The sequence below is a fragment of the Acinetobacter sp. Lyrl_1 genome (genome assembly GCF_051948795.1).
GTDB classification, from domain to species: domain Bacteria; phylum Pseudomonadota; class Gammaproteobacteria; order Pseudomonadales; family Moraxellaceae; genus Acinetobacter; species Acinetobacter towneri.
Map to the genome: position 1 here is coordinate 33,779 of NZ_JAYJLK010000014.1, position 20,016 is coordinate 53,794.

The following is a 20,016-nucleotide window of genomic DNA, read 5'->3' on the forward strand; positions in this document are numbered from 1 at the left end:
TAAAGTCCATTAAGATTTGATTTTTGGAAAACTTAATTTGCAGCGTAAACCACCCAACGGTGAATGAGCAAAACTTAACTCTCCGCCCAATGCTTTGGCAATTTTGACCGATAAGGCCAAACCTAAACCTGTACCACCTGTCGCCCGAGTACGTGAATCATCGGCACGATAAAAACGTTCACCCAAACGGGCCAGTTGTTCATCACTTAGGCCAAACGGGCTGTCATCTACATACACGGTCCACTCGGTTGCGCTTTGACTGGTGTGAATATGCACCTGCCCACCTGCTTCGGTATAGCGAATACTGTTACTCAATAAGTTGAGCATAATTTGTTTAAAACGGTCTATATCTAATTGTAATTGCGTGCCTTCGCCAGACACGACCAAGTCCAATTGCGCCTGCTCAAATTTCGGCTTAAAGCTTTCAATTTCCTGTTCAATCACTTGCCAAGGGTCTATGCTTGCAAAATAGCACTTCAATTGCATAGCTTCAGCTTGCGCCAAGTCCGACAAATCCTGCGTCAGTTTTTTCAGGCTATTGACCTGATGCATCATGGCTGCCAAATGCTCTGGCGTAGCTTTGCGGATACCATCTTGCATGGCTTCAATTTGTGCCTGCAACACCGCCAATGGGGTTTTCAATTCATGCGAAGTATCTGCCACCCACTGACGGCGTGAGTTTTCATGTTGGTCTAAAATCACTGCTAAATGGTTCAGTTCTGTCGATAAATCACCCAATTCATCATTACGCTTGACCGTGACCTGATGCTGATAATGACCTTTGGTCAATTCACGTGTGCCATTTAATAAGCGCTGAATTGGCTTTTTAAAATAGGTCGCTAACAATAAGGCAGCAATCAAACTGGCCAAAATACTTAAGGCATAAACCAATAATAAATAACGAGTTTGCTTACTAAAGAAGTTAATACTTAACGCATCTTCCTGCTCAAGCACGGGTTTTAACCCCAAATAGCCCACGATTTTTTCACCGACCATAATTGGACGATATGAAATCTGAGTTTCCGCAGGCTCACCCACAACAAACTGACGCTGCGCATCATATAAAGATAAACGTGAACTCAAGCCCAAACGGTCAGGCATCGAAATAAACTGTTTTTTACCCGAAGCGTCTGTTGTATTGTTCTGCCCTTCGTTTTTACGATCTGAACGGAATGCATTTTGATTGGCGCTTAAAGGAAATACTAACCCCTCAAAAGGCTGAAACTGCGAAGGTAAATTTAGCTCTAACCAACGTAACTCTTCTGCATTGGCTTGACGCTTCATTGGGTCCGGCTCAACCACACTCGGATTTACATTGGCTAAGCTATGTTCCTGGAAATAGCGCTGCTGCAAGGCAATATCATACTGACGACGCAACCACCAACGCGATAAACGGTCATAATCATCGGGTGCGGCTTCGCCTTCTATTTGTAAAATTTGCGCCTGAATGGCATTGCCCCAGTCATGGTACACCGCATACACTTCTGCCAAGTTTTGGATGACCAAATCCAGCTTCTGCATTTCTACGTCGGCCACGTATTTACTGAAGTTACGCTGCATATTGACATGCAATACCCCCAAACTAACCGTGGTGATTAGCAAGGTCGTCAGTAGCACTGTTAAAAACAGGCGTAAGGCGATGGGAATGCGGCGAATTTTCAATAGAACAGTCTCAGAATTTTTTCTTCATTTTGAGCATTGTAACCAACAGCGCGTCAAAAAACTCTCCATTGTTTCTTCATCTTTATTATTTAATCTTAACTTAAGCAAAGTCGGATTCCAGTTAAGGAGCTGTAAGATGAAACAGATGACAAAAATCGCGTTACTTGGGGCGAGTGTTTTGGGGATGGGTGCTTTAACGGCTTGTCAAACCAGCAATGACTTAACGGATCGACAACAGACACGTATGATGAAGCATCATGCTGTAGCCGACTCACGTTTTAGCCCAGAACAACGTGAACAGTATCGTGCGAAGCGCGCAGAACACCGTGCTTTCCGTAGCCAGATGCAACAAGCATGTGACAATAAGGCAGCAGGTACAAAGCTGCAACTCAAACTCGGCGAAAAAATAGTTTCGGGCACCTGTACTATGCGCTTTCAGCCAGACCGTCAATCGTTTAAACAACAACGTCAATATATGATGAAACAGCATCAAGCTATGCATGCCAATATGCAGCGCCCGCAACGTGGTGAAGTACTGACCGATGCACAACGTGCTGAAATGACCAAACAGTACGATCAACGATTGGCACAGCGTCAAGCTCATCAACAAGCAATGCGCACAGCTTGTGAAGGTAAAACCCATGGTCAAAAAGTTCAGGTTAAACTAGGCGACCAACAACTCAATGGTCAATGTTTAGTACGTTTTCAGCCAAATCAGCCTATTCAACCTTTAAAAATCAAGCAATCTGCATCACGTTAAGCAATCGTACCAGTCAATTCACACTGTTTTAAAGGCGCTCATTGAGCGCCTTTTTATTGATCTTTTTATCCACTGTACTCAGACATATCTCTTTACGCTTTTTGACTATTTGTATCATTTCAAATTCAGCAAAACTATTTACACTCAAGCAACTTAGCCATTTCAAGATAAAAATCTTTGACTTTACAGTCACCAAGAAATGCTATGCAGATGCTTGTACCGAATTAGAAGATGTTGCACGATTACAACCATTCCAACATGGCATGTCTGAGAAGGCATGCGCTGAAATCCATTTAAAATATAACGCTGGTCAAACCAGTATTGAGGAAACCGATATGCCACAATACAAAGCGCCTTTACGTGATATGCAATTCGTTTTGCATGAATTATTAAATGCCGAAGATCACTATGCAAAATTACCTGCATTCCAAGAAAACGTTAGCCGTGAATTGGTTGACCAATATTTGGAAGCTGCGGCAGATTTCTGTGAAAATGAACTTTCTCCAATCAACCAAAGCGGTGACCGTGAAGGTTGTACTTGGAATGATGGCGTGGTGACTACACCAACGGGCTTTAAAGAAGCGTATCAAAAATATATCGAACTTGGCTTCCCGTCTCTTTCTGCTGAAGAACAATACGGCGGTCAAGGTCTACCTGTTTCTCTAGGAAACGTGATTTCAGAAATGGTCGGTACAGCAAACTGGGCATGGGGCATGTACCCAGGTCTTTCTCATGGTGCTGTACGTACTTTAGAACACCACGGTTCAGATGAACAAAAAGCAACCTATCTGCCAAAGCTTGTTTCAGGTGAGTGGACAGGTACCATGTGTTTAACCGAATCTCATGCAGGTTCTGACTTGGGTATTATCCGTACTAAAGCTGAACCTCAGGCCGACGGAAGCTATGCAATCTCGGGCGAGAAAATCTTTATCTCTGCTGGTGAACATGACATGGCAGAGAATATCGTGCACATCGTATTGGCACGTTTACCTGGTGCACCTAAAGGAACTAAAGGTATTTCTCTGTTCATCGTTCCTAAGTTCAACCTGAATGCAGATGGTTCTTTAGGGGAGCGTAATGGTGTACGTTGTGGTTCAATCGAACACAAAATGGGTATTCATGGCAATGCAACTTGCGTCATCAACTTTGATAATGCGAAAGGTTTCTTGATTGGCCCTGAAAACCGTGGTCTAAACTGCATGTTCACGTTCATGAACACTGCACGTATCGGTACAGCGGTACAAGGTCTTGCAGCATCTGAAGGTTCTTTCCAAGGTGCGTTGACTTATGCCAAAGACCGTTTAGCAATGCGCTCACTTTCTGGTCCGAAAGCTCCTGAAAAAGAAGCAGATCCAATTATTGTGCATCCTGCTGTACGCAATATGCTATTGACTCAAAAAGCGTTTGCTGAAGGTGGTCGCGCACTAGTGTATCTGTTGTCTCTACACGCAGATATCGTTGAACAAGGTGCAACTGAAGAAGAACGTAAGTTCTCTGACAACATCTTGTCTTTATTGACGCCTATTGCAAAAGCATTCTTAACTGAAACAGGTTCTGAATCTGCAAAACATGGTGTGCAAGTCTTCGGCGGTCATGGCTTCATTTCTGAGCATGGCATGGAACAAATTGTGCGTGATACACGTATTTCATGCTTGTACGAAGGTACAACTGAAATTCAAGCAATCGATTTGTTAGGTCGTAAAGTTTTGGGTACACAAGGTGCAATGTTGAAAGACTTCACCAAAATCATCCATAAATTTGCAGAAGCCAACAAAGACAACGCAGCAATGCAAGAATTTGTTGAACCGCTCGCAGCGCTCAATAAAGAATGGGGCGATTTGACCATGCAAATTGGTATGCGTGCAATGCAAAACCCTGAGGAAGTAGGTGCTGCAGCAGTAGACTACATGTACTTCTCTGGTTATGTAACACTAGCTTACCTATGGGCACGTATGGCATTGGTCGCTCAAGAAGCACTTGCAGCAGGCACAACCGATGTAGACTTCTACAATGCTAAAGTGACGACTGCACGTTTCTACTTCAAGAAAATCTTGCCACGTGTTCGCTCACACGTAGACGTGATTGCAACAGGTGTAGAGCCACTATTTGCATTAGATGCTGAACACTTTGCTTTCTAAGCGAAAATTGAAACTCGCTAAATATTGAACATATTTAGCGGGATATTCAAAATGTTGTACTCTTGAGTACAGAAATTGAGAAAGGACGGTCATAGCATTGACAGTCCTTTTTCTTTATAAATAAAGCATTCTTTCGCTTTAGTCGCCTACAACATTCACAATTGTAGATTACACTGAACTCAACGAATCAAGATTCAAACAATAAACAGGTGAACTCACATGCCAATTTATAATGCCCCACTTGCCGATATGAAATTCATCTTAAATGATGTATTCAATGCAGAACAATTCTGGCAAAACAATGAAAACCTCGCTCACCTTGATGCTGCAACGGCTGAAGCAATTTTGGAAGAAATGGCAAAATTTGCCCAAAATGTGACGCTGCCGATTAACCGTAGCGGTGATGAAGAAGGCGCGATCTATAACAATGGTGAAGTGACTACCCCTGCTGGTTTTAAAGAAGCATTTAAACAATATGCCGAAGGCGGCTGGATTGGTTTAGGCGCAGATGAAGAATGGGGCGGTCAAGGCATGCCAAAAATGCTGACAGTATTGTCAGATGAAATGCTCTTTGCCACCAACCCATCATTCTTATTGTATCCACTACTGTCTGTCGGTGCAGGCATGGCGTTAAGCAGTTATGCATCACAAGAACAGAAAGAAACGTATTTACCTAAAATCTACTCTGGCGAATGGTCAGGCACCATGTGCTTAACTGAACCGCATGCAGGTACAGATTTAGGGATTATTAAAACTAAAGCTGAACGCAACGAAGATGGTACTTATAACATTACAGGTACTAAGATCTTCATTACAGGTGGTGATCACGACCTCGCAGAAAACATCATTCACTTAGTTTTAGCGAAAACACCGGATGCTCCTGCAGGTTCACGCGGTATTTCTTTATTCATCGTGCCAAAATTCTTGGTGAATGAAGATGGTTCATTGGGTGAACGCAACCCTGTAGCCCCAGGCTCAATTGAACACAAAATGGGCATTAAAGCCTCTGCGACTTGTGTGATGAACTTTGACGGTGCCAAGGGTTTCTTGGTCGGTAAAGAAAATGAAGGTCTTGCAGCCATGTTCGTGATGATGAACTATGAACGTTTATCAATGGGTATCCAAGGTCTTGGTGCTTCTGAATTTGCTTACCAAAATGCAGCTCAATATGCGACTGATCGTTTACAAGGTCGTAGTGCATCTGGTGTTAAATCTCCAAGCAAACCTGCGGATAGCATCTTAGTTCATGGTGATGTTCGTCGCATGTTGCTCAATGCACGTGCCAATAATGAAGCATCTCGTGCATTTGCAGTTTACGTGGGTCAGCAACTGGATATCACTAAGTTCTCAACAGACCCTGAAGCTGTAAAAGCAGCCAATGACCGTGTCGCGCTGTTAACACCAATTGCAAAAGCTTACCTCACAGATACTGCATTCCAAGCCACTTTAGATGCGCAAATGGTATTTGGTGGTCACGGTTATATTCGTGAATGGGGCATGGAACAATGTGTACGTGACTTACGTATTGCGCAAATCTATGAAGGCACCAACGGCGTACAATCACAAGACTTGATTGGTCGTAAAACCATTAAATGCAATGGTGAATTTATTGCAGAATACATTGCAGAAATCCGTGATTTTGCCAATGGTTTAGATGCAGACCTGAACTTCATTAAAGATGCAACTTTGGATGCAGCGACCGAAGTCGAATCTGTGACCCAATACGTTTTAAATGCAGCCAAAGAAAATGTAGATTTCCCGAATGCAGCAGCGGTAGATTATTTACATGCGGTAGGTTTGCTCAGCTTCTCATATATGTTTGCGCGCATTGCGAATGCCGCTAAGCAAAAAGAGGGCGAGTTCTATCAAAACAAATTGTCATTGGCACTCTACTTTGTACAACGTGTTTTACCAGAACTTGCATTACGCATTACCAAAGTAAAAGCGGGTGCAGAAGTGATTATGGACTTCAGCGAAGATTACTTCACCAGTCAAGCTTAAGTCGATTGTCTCTAAAAAACGTCTGCATCGTCAGGCGTTTTTTTATACCTCTTATTTTTACTATGTTTACGCAGCTTTTCCTGTAGTTGTGCACAGTTTTTGCATGAGTTTTTATCATTCATCAAAATTATCAGGGGGAGCAAATGAAAGCACAACATTCCAAAGTAGAAAAAATAGAAACTCTCCTCGACCGACTTGGCAACCTAGCTGTTGAAAGTTTTCACTATATTGCCCTGTTCATCATTGGCTGTATGGTGATCTGGTCAGCTGGTCATACCGTGATCGATATTCTGACCGTCAAACAATATGCCACGATTGATGATATTTTATTGCTATTCATTTATTTAGAACTTGGTGCCATGGTTGGAATTTACTTTAAAACCAATCATATGCCAGTACGCTTTCTGATTTATATTGCCATTACCGCCCTAACCCGACTGCTCATTTCCGATATTCAACATGACCATAAGGCGGATATGGACTTGGTGATTATTACGGGTTCGATTCTAATTCTGGCCTTTGCAATTCTGGTAGTGCGTTTTGCATCGTGGAATTATCCATCGGTGATTCGAGATAAACACAGTGAAAAACCATTGCCACCGGGCAAGACGCCACGCCCAGAAGATGATGAGCTGGCCTAAACTAAAATTGCTTAATTCACTCAAAGCCACTCAAACTTCTGCTATAAAAAAGCGCGTCAGGATAAACCATGACGCGCTGATTTTTGAAGATTCACCTAATGATGCGTTTGACTCAAATACTTTTCTTTATCACTTGAACACTTAAGGTGTTCTAACGATTTGCCACCAACACATAACGGCCATGTTCAAAAACCCAATACATACCACGTGGCGGTGCAGGCAAGCCTAAATGCTGCCAATTGGTCACAACCTGATAAGTCGAACTTTCAATATGAGCAGTGCTCGGTTCACCATTCACCCAACTATAGCTTTGGTGGTTATATTGCACCGTACTTGGTGCATTGTATTGAATATTAATACCACTCCGAATAGTTGGCTGCCCCCACTGCGGCACAGGTCGTTGATGGTATGGATAATGTGGTGGATAGGAATAGGGTTGCTGTGAATGATAAGGTCGATGCTGCGGATAAGTAGGATGATGCTGTGGCGAATAAGGACGATGTTGATAACGCTGTGTATCGACACCTGTATATCCTGCCCAACGATTGGTTTCGGCCAAGCTCTGCATCGACACACCTAAAAATAGCATGCCACTCAATGCAGTTAAAATCGCCACTTTCATATCTAGCACTCCTATTTTCATATTTTTATTCTAAGCTCAAATTAAGGATAAACAATAAATAAAAAATCAGCAATTTTAAACTTTCATCTCCGCAGATTTCACCGACACGGCTCGCCATTTATGAAATATCTCCAGCCACTATGCTAAGATACATTTTTTTTTGAAATTGGATGAAACCTCGTGCCTGAATTAAATTTTGACCGCCTTCATCAGTTTTTCTGCAAAGTTCCAAGTGTACAGCAAGCCCGTGTAGACGCTTATGGTTCAGACGGTCAGCATGCATGGTGGTTCAAATTTCAAATTGATGTAGAACACCCGTTGGCATGGCAAACTGTGCAGGAATTGGGACATGTGCTGAATTATATTTCCAGAGATGAACGCTTACCGACTCAATTCTTACCTGTTTCACCGCCACCGTATATGAATGGTGAAGCCAAAGATTTTTTATCGTGGGTAATTCAATGCAACCATCCAGAATTTAGCCCAGATGTGGTTTGTGATTGGTTAGAAGCGCGTTTACCGAATCCTGTGGATGATGAAGCACAATGGAAAATCAAAACCGATATTGCCGAGTTAGATCAAATGAGTGATAAAGATTTGGATGAAATGGTGCCGCCAAATCCTGTAAAGTAATATTCGGCTCAAAAAAATCCCTCTTTCAATAAGAGGGATTTTTGAGTTCAAGGCATACAATTAAAAAATCAAAAGGTCGATAAACCACTCCATTCCATAAAGCGATACAACGCATATTTCCACTTCGACTCATCGGCATAAACCGCATAATCCACACTCATATTTTTACCCTCAAGGTTTGACCATGCGGTATTAAAATAGTGTTGAGCATCCTGAAATACAGGGTCTTGCACCTGTCCGACCACACGCAAGTTGCTTTCTAAATTATAGTTTTTTAAATTACGTGCGGTGAAATTAGCAGAACCTAAAATCAACTCAGCCTGTGTGGCATTCGATTTCATCAGCATTTTATTGTGGCATTGCTCACCTTGGGTATTACACCAACGTACCTTCACCCCTGCAGCATGTAATTCTGCCGCCACCTGTCGGTTTGGAATGCCATTTTTTTCACGTCCAAAAGCATCTTTATTCGGGTCCAGTAATACCCGCACCTGTACGCCACGTTGCTGTGCAGCAATCAGTGCCTTGATGATTTGTCGCTCCGATAAATAGAACATCGCCAAATCCAGATGTTCTTGCGCTTTGGTCTGCCGAATCAGTGTCAAACTGCCCTCTAAAATGGCTTGTTCAGTGATGACTTGCACTTGAGGATAAGACGAATCTGCCTCAAACTCCCCCACAATCACCCCAGACAGATTGCCCTGCGACATACGCGCGACGGCTTGTTCTGTTTGCAACACATCTACTGCGGTATTGCCCGTCACCAATAACGCGCTGTTAGAATGACGTGAACTGCCATCATGTGGATTAAACGACGTGACCAATGCTTTCCAGCCTTCGGCGGTATCTACCACCATGGTTTTACGATGATTGGCTTTAAAATTGAACAGACTAAAATAACTGCGCAAGGTAATTTTATCTTTACCGAACGGACTGGGTAGCCAGCCCTTTTCGGCATTATTTGGAATACCCTGACAGCAGAAATACCAAAAACCCGACCACAAAGGATTCGATGCGCGCAGCGGGGTTAAATCTGTTTCAATCACATCAATACCTGCCTGACGCAATTGACGATAATGTTCAGGTGCAATGCCGCCATATACCGAATTAATGGGATCGGTAATGACTTTGATTTCAATATTCGGCTGCATCCGACGTTTATGAATTAAAGCATCGGTGAGTTGCTGCGTTAGCGGTTGATGCTGCTGTTTAGACGTTCCCACTTCAGAGTTAAATAAGAACATATCCAACACAATGGTGCTTTGTGCTGCATCAACCAGCTCTAAAATTTCATTAAAAATTTGATGCTGTTGTTGCTGAACACCTTGCGCGTCGATATAGGTCTGATCGGCAATAAATTTAATAGGCGCATGACGTAACTTTCCAGTGTAATTCAGCCCTTCGGGCAATGGTTTTAAGCTGTGGTAGGTCGCAGACGCCAAATAACCTAAAGCCAGAAAACTTATAATAAGTCCCACATACGCCCGAGGCGACCAATTCAATTTTTGATGAATTCGCTGAAAGATACGCATAACAAAAAACCTAGTCCGATGCGCTCAGACTAGGTTTAATTGTTTGGATTTTCAAGAGGATTTCTGTGTTTTCACGCAGACATCCTGCTCAAGGCAAATTGAATTTTAGAAGCCAAATTCCACGCCAACTGTAAAGTTACGACCCACCTGTGGAATATTCGACAAGAAAGAGCTGTGCGAATACACCTCATCATCTAGCAAGTTGTTGGCTTTAAAATATACACGGTAATCTTGTTTGTTGGCATAGTTGCCCGCATAAGCCACACCAACATTGACCATATTATAGCCTGCTGTTTCTTGCTCATAAGCAGCAATTTTGTCTTGTTTGAATACACGGTAGTATTCCGCCATACCCGACCAACCATCGGCAAAGTTGGCATCTACTTTAGTCCCCAAACGCCCTGCAGGTACACGTGGTGCATTTTGATTGTCAATCTCACCACGGACATAATCACCAAATACACTGAGTTTATAATCTGGGCTGATCTGATAACCTAGTTTGGCTTCTGTGCCATAAAACTTGGCTTTGTCTTGTTGATAATCAATTAAACGGAAAGTTTCCTTATGGTCAGTAGTTGCACCATAAATATAATTATCAAACCAGTTGTGATAGACATGCAACGAATAATCAAGTTTATCGGCTTCATAGTGCAAACCAAGTTCTAAATTATTCGACTTTTCCACATCTAAATTCGCATTTCCACGCTCATAGGTGTTGGTTGCAAAGTGGATGCCATTTGCATAAAGCTCTTGCGCCAACGGTAAACGCTGTTGGTGTGAGCCTGTAAGGGATAGTTTATAGTTCGGTGCAAACTGCCAGTTGGCTGCTGCAGAAGCAGATACGCCTGTATCTGAATAATCTTTTAGCTCTGCATCGACATCAATTTTTTGATGTTCAACCCGTGCACCGAGTTCAACATGCACATCGCCAAATTGTTTATGCTCTAAACCGAACAAACTATATTTTTGAGTTTTGGTATCAGGCATAGGCACGGTTTCGTGAGAATGATCGCCGTGTTGTTCTACTTGTCCAGTTAAATCAATTTTTTGCTGACTATACTGTGTACCAAACACACCCTCCCAACCTGCAACAGGTTGATGAACCAACTCTAAACGCGCATCGTAGCCTTTACTTCTAAAGTTACTGATAACTTTATTTTCTTCTAATTCATCATGTTCATAATCAGTAAAGCTGGCGTGCGCACGTAGTTTATCAAAACCTGCAAAAGGCTGATCAAGCTCGGTACGTAAATCATAACGATGTGATTCTAGATCAACCCATGGGCCACCATGTGCATGTTCTTCAACAGCATTTGGATCTGATTGTGATGCAGGGTCATGACTTCCGCAATGCAATTTATTTCCATGTGGATGGCAATCATGATACTCATGACTATGCCCAGGCAAACCATATTTGTCCTGACGGTTACTGTATGACACACCTACAAAACCACGATCATGAATCCATGATCCACCAATATTCACTGTTTGTCCTTCGGCAAAGGTATTTTCTACACGACGTTCTTTTACCAACTCTTCATGTTCATGTGTATGGGTTGAGCCATCTGGTTCAACATGTACTTCTGTATGATGATGCTCTACCCAATAATTTGGAGTGATGTAATCATTGGCTTTACGTTTTGAACCTTCAATACGCAGCGCAAACTGATCACTCAATGCGGCAGTTACACCCGCACTCGCTAGCTTTTCATCGCTACCCGTGTTGTAACGTAAACCTACCTGTCCTTCTAAGCCATTATTTGGCATTTGTGTTGGAATTTTTTGATCGGTCACATTGACTAAGCCACCAACCATTCCCGCACCATAAAGTAATGTTGATGGGCCACGAATAATTTCAATTTGTTTGGCTAAAATTGGATCGACAGTGATGGCATGGTCAGGTGAAAGTGTAGACACATCGGCCGTTTCTGAAGCATGTTGCAGCACTTTAACCCGTGGGCCATCTTGTCCACGAATCACAGGGCGGCTAGAGCCTGAGCCATATTGATTGGAATATACGCCTAGCTCATCTGCCATCGCATCACCAATGGTGGTACTGCGCTCTGCCAAAGTTTTTTGATCAATCACATGATCTGCCACTGCAAAGTCTGCAGCAGTTTGTACCAAAGGATGTGCTTGTAGCTGAATGGTTTCCAATTGTGTACTACTGCTTTCAGTATTGGCGAATGCTGCAGGTGCCAGCACTGAAAAAATGGAAAGTGTTATTAAATTTTTATGGAACGACATGACCCATGCTCAAATTAGCAAAAATAATTAATGTTATAATATAACATTTCATTAACATTGCAATAAAAAACATTGTTATTCTGTATTCTCAATTAAGCTATTCACCACAATTTATTTTGATTTTTTATATTCTTTACTTTGAATTGGTATGCCCTTTACGCTCTCACATGCGGTACTTGCCCCACCACTCGCCAAGCTTTCAGGACAACGTCTGCCCATCGCTGCACTCGCTATAGGTACGATGTTGCCAGATTTACACCGTCTGTTTACTTTGCGTCATGATCCCACTCCACATTTATGGTCAGCATTGCTGTATCCAAATTTATTATTGGGTCTTGTCTTTTGTGCGCTGTGGTATTTACTCTATCGCCCTGCATTGTATCGCTTTGTGGGCGTGCATCACCCGTTAAATCTAAACACGATAAAACCTGTACTTGGGTTTGTATGTGGCTTGATTCTCGCCTTACTGATTGGCAATGCCACCCATTTAATTTGGGATGGTTTAACCCATCACGACTTTCGTAGTTTTGCCTTTCAGGATTTTTTAGCGCAATCGGTACAATTAGGCACAGGTATTTATCCGATGCATCGCATACTGCAAATTGGTAGTTCTATTTTGGCGCTGCCTTTTTTGTTATGGATGAGCCTGCATTATTATCGCAAGCATCGGCAGCTCAGCTCTGTAAGCACTAAAATTCGCGTTTATGCCATCGCTCTCATTCTCTTGTCGATTGTATGTGGTGGGTTTTCACTTTGGGATTATGCGCGTTATATCCCCGATGCGACCTGGCAAGCCGAACTGTATTACTTTATGGGACGTGCCATCAATGAGTTTAGCCAAGGGGCATTACTCATGTTCAGTTTAGGTTGTCTGTTATTTTTGTTTTTGGATCGGTAAGGGTAGATAAAATAAAGTCAAAGCTCATCACTTTATCCTGAATCTTGCTGCATTATCCTATTTCAGACACATTCCTTGTAAAAACCCACTGTTTTTGCAGTAGGTTCTTGTAGCCACATGCCCAAAGAGGCATAATCCTACCTTTGCTAAAGGCGGTGCGCTGTTTACGTATTCGCTTCCTTAACCCATATAGTTGGATTTTTAACGCTATGATGCGAACTCATTATTGCGGTTCTTTAACCGAAGCTCAAATTGATCAAACCGTGACCCTGTGTGGTTGGGTACACCGTCGTCGTGACCACGGTGGTGTAATTTTCCTAGACATGCGTGACCGCGATGGTCTTGTGCAAGTCGTAATTGACCCAGACACTCCAGAAGCATTTGCAACTGCAGACAAAGCACGTTCAGAATTTGTATTAAAAATCACAGGTCGTGTACGTCGTCGCTATGCAGGCACAGAAAATACTAATATGGTCAGTGGACAAATTGAAGTTTTAGGCAAGGAAATTGAAGTTCTTGCAGCATCTGAAACGCCTCCGTTCCCATTGAACGATGAAAATACCAACATTTCAGAAGAAATTCGTTTGAAATACCGTTTCTTGGACATCCGTCGTCCAGAAATGTTAGATCGCTTACGTTTCCGTTCTAAAGTCACCAACCTAATTCGTAACTATTTAGACGATCATGGTTTCTTGGATGTTGAAACACCAATTTTGACACGTGCAACACCTGAAGGTGCACGTGACTATTTAGTGCCAAGCCGTGTATCTAACGGTAGCTTCTATGCTCTACCACAATCTCCACAATTATTTAAACAATTGTTGATGGTGGGCGGTATTGACCGTTATTACCAAATCGCTAAATGTTTCCGTGACGAAGATTTACGTGCAGACCGTCAGCCAGAATTTACTCAAATCGACATTGAAACATCGTTCATGAGTGACGATGACATTATGGATTTGATGGAAGGCATGACCGTAAAGATGTTCGATGAACTTCTAGGCGTGAAATTCGACAAATTCCAACGTATGCCATATTCAGAAGCGATGCGTGATTATGCGTCTGATAAGCCAGACTTGCGTATTCCACTGAAATTGGTAGATGTTGCTGATTTGATGCAAGACGTTGAGTTCAAAGTATTTGCTGGACCAGCGAAAGATCCGAAAGGTCGTATTGTTGCGCTTCGTGTTCCTGGCGCGGGTTCATTGCCACGTAGTGCAATTGATGAATACACTAAATTTGTTGGCATCTATGGTGCGAAAGGTTTGGCGTATATTAAAGTCAATGAACTTGAAAAAGGTATTGAAGGCTTACAATCTCCAATCGTGAAATTTATTGAGCCAATCGTGCTTGATTTATTAAAACGTGTAGGCGCAGAAAATGGCGACATCGTATTCTTTGGTGCAGATAAAGCCAAAGTGGTCAACGATGCAATGGGCGCACTGCGTGTCAAAATCGGTCACGATTTGAACCTTGCAACTTGCGAGTGGGCGCCGCTTTGGGTGGTTGATTTCCCAATGTTTGAAGAAACAGATGATGGTAAATGGACCTCTGTGCATCACCCATTCACCTTGCCTAAATCAAGCGTTGAAGATGTGAAGAGCAACCCAGGTGAAGCTTTATCTGTCGCGTACGACATGGTGTTGAACGGTACTGAAATTGGTGGCGGCTCACTGCGTATTTATACTTTAGAAATGCAAAAAGCGATTTTTGAAGCTTTAGGTATTGAAGAAGAGGAAGCCGAAGAGAAATTCAGCTTCTTACTGAATGCGTTGAAATACGGTGCGCCTCCGCACGGTGGTTTGGCATTTGGTTTAGACCGTTTGGTGATGTTGATGACAGGCGCATCGTCTATTCGTGATGTAATTGCCTTCCCGAAAACCAAGACAGCTGAATGTCCATTGACTCAAGCACCTGCACCAGTTGAAGCGACTCAATTGCGTGATTTGGGTATTCGTTTACGTGAAAAACCAAAAGCAGAATCTCAAGAATAAGTTTTGAGAATGTGAGAAGAACCCTGCAAATTTGCAGGGTTTTTTTATGAATTGAGATAAAGCCAAGCTAGTGGCATAATAGCGCTTCGTTTTGAATTTTGAGTTGAGCGTTACTATGGCTATGCGTCCTGCAGTTCGTAATCGTGGCATTATGCTAATTGTATTTGCTGTCGCTCAATGGTTGTTCATGCGTTATATTTTGGCCAATAACCTGTTTGCCTTAGACACCAATGACCGCATTTTGTACTTTAGCTTAAGTTCTATTGGCGGTGCATTTGTGATTTTTGTGGGGCTGATTTATATGGTGTTGGCGGGGAATGCGGATAAGAATTAAATCATTTAAAAATGATATTAAATACCTTATCTCAACATTTAATCACAATTAACTTTATTATGCCTTGATGGAATTACATTCCCCTACTTAAAGCTTAAATTTGGATAAAATTTAATTGTTGAATAATTTTTTCAGCAACTAATTTATGACCTCTACCTGATAAGTGGGTTGAGTCATCATAATATTCACCATTTAAATGAAGTTTTAACTCATCAAAATAATGAATAACAAAAACACGTTTCCCATCATGTAGTTTAGCTAATGCTTGATTATATTCTAAGATACGTGATTCACGAGAAAGATCTTTATTCGGATAAATTTCAGGTAATAGAATATATTTAGCCTGACTATTCTGAATCATGTATTGAATATTAGCGATGTATTCTTCTAAAGGAACCACATTAGCCGTACCCAATAAACCATGAAAGTTTAACTTACGTCCATATTTTTTAATTTTCTTAACAATTTTACGTAAGAGTTTACGCCATTTGGTATCTGGATAATAAAGAACAAAAGGTGCTCCTTTGAAGGTTTGCCAAGAATCAACAATGCCATATTGAATTGACAAAATATCAGCGGCTTGTACATCTGGCTTTTTAAAATATTGCAAACCTTCACGCGTAGTCGACATGGTATGACCATAGTTCGTCACTTGCCAACCCATTGCAATAGCAACTTGTTCAGGATAACCTTGTTTATACTGTAAAGGCATTCCCAAAGTCACACAATCACCTAATGCCACATATTTATATTGTTCAATCATATCTATAATTCAATAAATGTTGATAAATTGATAAGGTTTTTAGACTCATATTTGACAAGGTTAACTCATCCCTTGCTTTAACAAATAAAGGTAAAAAATCTGCCTGTGCTTGTACAGTTAAAGCATTTTCTATTGCTTGTTGCAACTCTTTCGCTTGTCCAATATTTGCAAGATATGGCTCAGGCAACCATTCAATAACACCATTTACACGAGTAGATGCCATCGTTTTATTTGCTTGTAAAGCTTCAACCATCACCAATGGAAATCCTTCACGATCCGAAGACAATACAACAACATCAGCGATTTGGATTAAATCACGAGCATCTGTTCTAAAACCTAAAAAAGCAACACGGTCTTGCATTTTTTGTGCTGCTGTTTGTTGCTCTAAATCTGAGCGCAATGACCCATCACCAATAATAAAAAGATGTGCATCTATATTAGACATTGCATGAAGCAATAAACTTATATTTTTTACGGGTTCTAAACGCCCAATACACATTACTATTTTTTTAGAAGAATTTAATAAAGAATATTGAGTATAGATTTCCGACTTTAGTTGTTGTTTTTGTTCGTCAGATAGATTTGGTTGTGTATTTACACCATTGTAAACCACATACGCTTTTCCACTAGGAATTCCCTGCGTTAAAGCCTGACTTACTGCAATAACGGCATCTGCAAAAGTATAAATTGATTTGTTCTTTTTCGTACCATGGACTGTTGTTACAAATTTAACAGGTTTTAGCCATGTTCTTATTTTAGAGATCAATTCAGCAGCTTTTCCTGCTTGTGCATGTACAATATCTGGCTGAATTTTATTAATAATAGATTTTAGCTGGCAAAGTAAAAATATATTCCAACGACTACGAGAAAAATCTACAGCATGAAAACATACATGCGTATTAAATTTATCCGCGTAGCAAGGGTGTGCAATAATATGTACTTCATGTTGCTGAGATAATTCATTAACCAAATTAAAGGTGTGTTGCTCTAAACCACCAACACCACCACTTGTTGCCAAAACTTGAACAATCTTCATAGATTATCCTGTTTATTTTTTATTTTTTGATGTTGCTCAAATAATTTAGCTTCCTTTAAAAATGCATAAAAAGCATTTACCATGCTGTTTACAAAGCCTCTCCATCCATTTAAGCAGCTGCGTCTAATAAAATAAGACTTTATAAAAGTAAGAGGCATAACTAAAACCAACTTTAATAAACTCGGCACTTTGCCTTTTTGGTATTTTTCTTGTGCTTTTAATTCAGAATATTGATTATTCTTTTCAACTTTAACAAAAATACTTGATTCACCATAATGGTAAATATCACCTTCTGCACGGGCACTCTGACCATCTACAATCACATTTTCATGCACTTTGTTTTCTAAGTCATATCGCCCTTTAGACTTACGAAAAAAACGCACCTTGGCATGTTTTTTTGTATGTTTACTATTAGGTACTCCTAAAAATACATCGTTAATTGGTGTAATTAAAGCATCAAGCTCATTACTCTGAATCGTTTGCTCAATCTCAGCTTTTAATTCAGAAGATAAAACTTCATCACCATCTAAATTTAAAACCCAATCATTTTTACATTGCGCCAAAGCTAAGCTTTTTTGACCCGCATACCCCTGCCAATCTTGATGAGAAATCCGCGTATTGGGAAATGATTCTGCAATAGCATAAGTATGATCTGTACTGCCTGAGTCTAAAATAATGACCTCTGAAAAGTCTTTTACACTTTCGAGTGTACTCTCAAGCCATTCAGCACAATTTAAGGTTACGATATAAACACTACAAGGAATCATAATTTATAACGTCCTTTGGCTAAAGCAATACGTATTTGCAAAGCATTCATTGCGCCATGTGTACTGACACGTGGAATATTAAATTGATTAGTTTCTGTATAAGCTTCTACTTTTTTACGTGTAGATACAGCATTTTTAAAACCAATTTTTTTTGCCATTTGTTGATGTTTGTCATTAAAACGCCCAAATGGATAAGCAAAGCTTGGACATTTCCCTACTAAAACTTCCACATCTTTTTTTGATGCCTGCATTTCTGCAAATGCTTCCTCATCAGACAATTTCAGCAAATTTACATGATGCTGAGTATGTGCACCAAACTCAATTAAGCCAGAAGCTGACATTTCTTGAATTTGTGCTGTATTTAACTTCTCAATACCTTCAATTTGTGTTGCTAAATAAATTGTTGCCTTCGCATTATATTTTTTGAGTAAAGGAAATGCATACTGGTAGTTATCCTGAAAGCCATCATCAAATGATAAGGCAAAAACATTACTCTGCCCCTCATACTGGTCAAGTTCGGAAACGAAACAAAAAATAGCCCGTTTTTTTACCAAATACTGCAACAACTGTTCAAATTTAGCCGGTGGCATATTCATACCTGAAGCTTCTGCATGGGGGGTTACTTGATGCAACATCACAATACGTGGCAATTTTGCACTGCGTAATGGTAACCAAAAGGTATAATTACCTAATAAATACATAGTGATAGCTATTAAGATAATTAAGATAATTAGATGGAGAACCAACACTAAGTATATACCTCTTAAACTGAATGTTCAGAGTAATAATTACAATGAATGGTAATATTATATGCCAACATCAATATTTTAATTAATTTTTAATATTAGACCAACCACACGCTCTGCTTCTTTAAAAGCAGGCGTAAAATATAATTCAGCAATTTGTCTGGCATTCGATACAAGTTTTTGATCAAGCAAATGCTGTACCGAACGTGTGATACGATCCTCTTTCACTCGATCTATCTGAATAAGCCCTACTTTACAACCTGCGGTGAGTGCCTCGTATATCATAGACACACTATCTTCAGTCACCCATACCGCTTCCGCTTTTTGCATCTCTTCAAAAATCCAACCCTGCGGCGTTTCTTCAACTGGAAAAATTTGTAGTCGTGAAGCAAAACTTTGCTGAGCCAATGTCGCTAAAAAATCTGCAGATGTACGCCTAGAACTCGTCAAAATAATCTCACACTGCATATTCTGCTGCACGATCTGCCCAATCGCAGACAACACCTTATCTGCATTCCATACATGCCGTTTAGATGAACCACCTAATGCAATTAAAATACGGTTTGCTATGTGTCGCTGCTCATTTTCAATTGGATTCAGCGCACCTTGTGTAACAATCACATTGCCCTGTTCAGTAACACCATCATGTTCAGGAATAATCACATGATCAAACCAAGACAATGGAAAATTTGGCTTCATTAAAATGACAGTTTTCGCTTGCGGAAAAACCTTGCCCATCAAAAAAACACGGAATTGCGTATGACTGCCTACCCCAACAATATAATCTGGTGGCTGCGATACTGCTGCAAGTTTTTGTTTCTTATATGCGGCCAGCAAACTCAACAGTGCTAACTGATCAATCGAAATTTCTTCAAAAGTGAGCTCAATATCTGTTTGCTTTTGCATTGCCTTAAAAAGACCTAATGCCTGAGAGCGATGACCAGCCTTGCCATCACTCACATATATAATATGCATATTCACCCACCAGATCTAAAGCAAGAATCGCATTATTTTACTTGATCAAAGCATTTAAAGTAAGCAAAGCTACATATCCTCAATGACTCGAAATATAAACTTCATTGAACTGTCACAGGGCTTGAATCCGCCTTTTCAGATTCAATGAGTAATTGAACCGCTCTTTCTCTAATTTCGGGGGTATAGTTTGGTTTTTTCATCGGAATAGTCTCTCAGAATATTGAGTCTCCGACAAACCCGGTACGGTTCAAATTGCCTTAATAGATT

17 protein-coding genes are annotated in these 20,016 nt (G+C 40.9%); 8 read left to right on the forward strand and 9 right to left on the reverse strand.

Annotated elements, in window-relative coordinates:
• Positions 1 to 9 precede the first annotated feature (9 nt).
• Positions 10 to 1,662 (reverse strand): sensor histidine kinase efflux regulator BaeS, encoded by a 1,653-nt coding sequence (baeS, locus tag VF675_RS06575; protein ID WP_440204966.1) that lies wholly within the window; start codon positions 1,660 to 1,662, stop codon positions 10 to 12.
• Positions 1,663 to 1,798: 136 nt separating this feature from the next.
• Here baeS and VF675_RS06580 point away from each other — a divergent pair, with 136 nt between their 5' ends.
• The 4 genes from VF675_RS06580 to VF675_RS06595 all read left to right on the forward strand — a co-directional run bounded on the left by VF675_RS06580 (position 1,799) and on the right by VF675_RS06595 (position 7,202).
• A complete protein-coding gene (locus VF675_RS06580) occupies positions 1,799 to 2,422 on the forward strand; it encodes a hypothetical protein (protein WP_440204967.1) in 624 nt (207 codons plus the stop codon).
• A 335-nt stretch (positions 2,423 to 2,757) separates the two neighbouring features.
• On the forward strand, positions 2,758 to 4,560 hold the full coding sequence (locus VF675_RS06585) for an acyl-CoA dehydrogenase C-terminal domain-containing protein (protein WP_131260791.1): 1,803 nt from the start codon (positions 2,758 to 2,760) through the stop codon (positions 4,558 to 4,560).
• A gap of 219 nt (positions 4,561 to 4,779) precedes the next feature.
• On the forward strand, positions 4,780 to 6,561 hold the full coding sequence (locus tag VF675_RS06590; RefSeq protein WP_440204968.1) for an acyl-CoA dehydrogenase C-terminal domain-containing protein: 1,782 nt from the start codon (positions 4,780 to 4,782) through the stop codon (positions 6,559 to 6,561).
• A gap of 143 nt (positions 6,562 to 6,704) precedes the next feature.
• Entirely contained in the window at positions 6,705 to 7,202 is a 498-nt protein-coding gene (locus VF675_RS06595; protein ID WP_291333749.1) for a phosphate-starvation-inducible protein PsiE, read from the forward strand.
• Between the two features lie 151 nt (positions 7,203 to 7,353).
• Here the strand turns inward: VF675_RS06595 and VF675_RS06600 are convergent, their stop codons facing one another.
• The gene (locus VF675_RS06600) at positions 7,354 to 7,824 is read right to left on the reverse strand and encodes an RcnB family protein (protein WP_440204969.1); all 471 of its coding nucleotides are present in this window, start codon (positions 7,822 to 7,824) and stop codon (positions 7,354 to 7,356) included.
• Positions 7,825 to 8,004: 180 nt separating this feature from the next.
• Here VF675_RS06600 and VF675_RS06605 point away from each other — a divergent pair, with 180 nt between their 5' ends.
• Complete coding sequence (locus VF675_RS06605) at positions 8,005 to 8,457, forward strand: hypothetical protein (protein ID WP_004975032.1); 453 nt, start codon at positions 8,005 to 8,007, stop codon at positions 8,455 to 8,457.
• Between the two features lie 68 nt (positions 8,458 to 8,525).
• Here VF675_RS06605 and VF675_RS06610 read toward each other — a convergent pair whose 3' ends face one another.
• Positions 8,526 to 9,989, reverse strand: coding sequence for a phospholipase D family protein (locus tag VF675_RS06610; RefSeq protein WP_440204970.1), 1,464 nt, complete (start codon positions 9,987 to 9,989; stop codon positions 8,526 to 8,528).
• Positions 9,990 to 10,094: 105 nt separating this feature from the next.
• Positions 10,095 to 12,236 carry a zinc piracy TonB-dependent receptor ZnuD gene (gene znuD / locus VF675_RS06615; protein WP_440204971.1) on the reverse strand — a complete coding sequence of 714 codons (2,142 nt, stop codon included), beginning with the start codon at positions 12,234 to 12,236 and terminating at the stop codon, positions 10,095 to 10,097.
• Positions 12,237 to 12,384: 148 nt separating this feature from the next.
• Here znuD and VF675_RS06620 point away from each other — a divergent pair, with 148 nt between their 5' ends.
• From VF675_RS06620 to VF675_RS06630, 3 genes are all read left to right on the forward strand, one after another.
• Positions 12,385 to 13,134, forward strand: a complete 750-nt coding sequence (locus tag VF675_RS06620) for a DUF4184 family protein (protein ID WP_440204972.1) — start codon at positions 12,385 to 12,387, stop codon at positions 13,132 to 13,134.
• Between the two features lie 209 nt (positions 13,135 to 13,343).
• Complete coding sequence (aspS, locus tag VF675_RS06625; RefSeq protein ID WP_440204973.1) at positions 13,344 to 15,128, forward strand: aspartate--tRNA ligase; 1,785 nt, start codon at positions 13,344 to 13,346, stop codon at positions 15,126 to 15,128.
• Positions 15,129 to 15,243: 115 nt separating this feature from the next.
• On the forward strand, positions 15,244 to 15,462 hold the full coding sequence (locus VF675_RS06630) for a hypothetical protein (RefSeq protein WP_440204974.1): 219 nt from the start codon (positions 15,244 to 15,246) through the stop codon (positions 15,460 to 15,462).
• A 94-nt stretch (positions 15,463 to 15,556) separates the two neighbouring features.
• Here the strand turns inward: VF675_RS06630 and VF675_RS06635 are convergent, their stop codons facing one another.
• From VF675_RS06635 to VF675_RS06655, 5 genes are all read right to left on the reverse strand, one after another.
• The gene (locus VF675_RS06635) at positions 15,557 to 16,225 is read right to left on the reverse strand and encodes an SGNH/GDSL hydrolase family protein (protein WP_440204975.1); all 669 of its coding nucleotides are present in this window, start codon (positions 16,223 to 16,225) and stop codon (positions 15,557 to 15,559) included.
• Positions 16,218 to 17,261: a glycosyltransferase gene (locus tag VF675_RS06640; protein ID WP_440204976.1), complete on the reverse strand. Its 1,044-nt coding sequence runs from the start codon at positions 17,259 to 17,261 to the stop codon at positions 16,218 to 16,220. Before VF675_RS06640 ends, VF675_RS06635 begins: the two co-directional genes overlap by 8 nt.
• Positions 17,258 to 18,028, reverse strand: coding sequence for a glycosyltransferase family 2 protein (locus VF675_RS06645; protein WP_440204977.1), 771 nt, complete (start codon positions 18,026 to 18,028; stop codon positions 17,258 to 17,260). The genes VF675_RS06640 and VF675_RS06645 overlap by 4 nt, the downstream gene beginning before the upstream one ends.
• The gene (locus VF675_RS06650) at positions 18,025 to 18,729 is read right to left on the reverse strand and encodes a polysaccharide deacetylase family protein (RefSeq protein WP_440204979.1); all 705 of its coding nucleotides are present in this window, start codon (positions 18,727 to 18,729) and stop codon (positions 18,025 to 18,027) included. Before VF675_RS06650 ends, VF675_RS06645 begins: the two co-directional genes overlap by 4 nt.
• Before the next feature lie 126 nt (positions 18,730 to 18,855).
• Positions 18,856 to 19,749, reverse strand: coding sequence for an ELM1/GtrOC1 family putative glycosyltransferase (locus VF675_RS06655; protein WP_440204978.1), 894 nt, complete (start codon positions 19,747 to 19,749; stop codon positions 18,856 to 18,858).
• Positions 19,750 to 20,016: the final 267 nt, after the last annotated feature.